Origin of the sequence: Kitasatospora sp. NPDC036755 (assembly GCF_040636595.1) — a bacterium.
Lineage (GTDB): Bacteria > Actinomycetota > Actinomycetes > Streptomycetales > Streptomycetaceae > Kitasatospora.
The window spans coordinates 1-1,579 of the sequence record NZ_JBEZUT010000660.1 but is presented as its reverse complement, the minus strand read 5'-3'; the positions used below and the strand labels follow the sequence as shown (position 1 = coordinate 1,579).

Here is a 1,579-nt window from a genome sequence, read left to right as displayed (position 1 = left end):
GGCCTCGCGGCGCCCGGCCGGGGTGAGGTCGGGCCGCCACCGGGCCTGCGGGCGGCCGTCGGCGGCGGCCACGGGCAGCGGCAGCACCCGGCCCCGGCCGACCGCCCGCCAGGCGAGGTCGTGCACCCCGGTGAGCCAGCGCAGCGAGGGGCCGTGGACCACCTCGACCCGCCCGGCGCCGGGCAGGTCGGTGCCGGTGACGGCCCAGACCGGGTCGAAGACCTCGCCGAGCAGCTGGGCGGCGGCCCCCGCGTCGAAGAGCAGCGCGGGCACCCGCCAGGGGGTGAGCGCGGCGCCGCCGCGCGGCGGGGTGACCGGTAGGTCGGGCGAGGGTGCGGGAACGGTGCCGACGGTGGGCAGCAGCAGGGTGGCCCAGCGCTCGGGGGCCTGTCCGGCCAGCCAGCCGAGGCCCGGGCCGATGCCGCCGAGCACGGCGGCCAGCTCGCCGGCCGGGCAGGCGTAGGGGTGGGCGCGCGGGGCGGGGCGGTCGGGGTGCGGTTCGGCGGCCCCGGGGTGGGCGCGGGCGTCCTCGGCCCAGAGCGCCAGCTGCCCGTCCGCCCGCCAGAGCGCGTGCAGGACGAACATCGGGGGCCTTCCGAGCGGGGTGGGACCGTCCTCCGCAGCCTAGCCGGGAGGGCCGACAGGGCCGGTCCGCTGGGCCGTTCGGGGGAGGTTCCGGAGTTGTGGTTGAAAGTTGAACGAAGTTGCCCTACGCTGGAGCCAACAAGTTGAAGCCTAAACAACTGGCTTCGAACCAAGGAGGAAGCCATGGGCCTGTTCAACCGCACCAAGACCGTCACCGCTCCCGCCGCCACCGCCGTCCAGGCGCCGGCCGGCCCCGACCTCGCCCACCTGACCGGCGACTGGACCATCGACAGCACCCACAGCGAGATCGGCTTCTCGGTCCGCCACGCGATGGTCACCAACGTCAAGGGCCGCTTCACCGAGTACGACGGCAAGCTGCACCTGGACGGGACCCACCCCGGCAACTCCTCGGCCGAGCTGGTGATCAAGGTCGCCAGCGTCGACACCAACCAGGCCCAGCGCGACGAGCACCTGCGCACCGGCGACTTCTTCGCCGTCGACACCCACCCGGAGATCCGCTTCCGCAGCACCTCCGCCCAGCTCGTCCACGGCGACTCGTACCGGATGACCGGCGACCTCACCATCAAGGGCACCACCCGCCCGGTCGTGCTGGACCTGGAGTACACCGGCAGCGCCACCGACGCGTACGGCGCCAACCGGGTCGGCTTCGAGGGCAAGGCCGTCGTCGACCGCACCGAGTTCGGCCTGACCTACAACGCGGCGCTGGAGACCGGCGGCGTGCTGATCGGCGAGAAGGTCAAGCTCAGCTTCGACATCTCCGCCGTCAAGGCCGCCTGAGCCGGCCCTCCCCCGGAGCACCGTCCCTGCCCTTCCCCCCGGGGCAGGGACGGTTTCCACGTTCCCCCGGCACCCGAACGGCCCGCGCCGACGGGCCGCGCCGACCGGCCGCGCCGGCAATCGCGCCGCCCCCGGCTACCCCCGCGGCAGCAGCGCCGCGTCCGCCGCCGGCAGCCAAGTGCCCGGAGGACGCCGC

Annotated in this window: 1 protein-coding gene and 1 pseudogene; one reads left to right on the top strand and one right to left on the bottom strand. The window is 75.2% G+C overall.

What is annotated here, in order from left to right:
• A pseudogene (locus AB0E96_RS41020) lies at positions 1 to 585 on the bottom strand (hypothetical protein); the annotation flags it as partial.
• 183 nt (positions 586 to 768) lie between these two features.
• Here AB0E96_RS41020 and AB0E96_RS41015 point away from each other — a divergent pair.
• Positions 769 to 1,383: a YceI family protein gene (locus tag AB0E96_RS41015; RefSeq protein ID WP_359831919.1), complete on the top strand. Its 615-nt coding sequence runs from the start codon at positions 769 to 771 to the stop codon at positions 1,381 to 1,383.
• Positions 1,384 to 1,579 lie beyond the last annotated feature (196 nt).

Coding starts and splice junctions, on each gene's coding strand:
- AB0E96_RS41015 (WP_359831919.1), top strand. CDS start 769: ATGGGCCTGTTCAACCGCACCAAGACCGTCACCGCTCCCGCCGCCACC.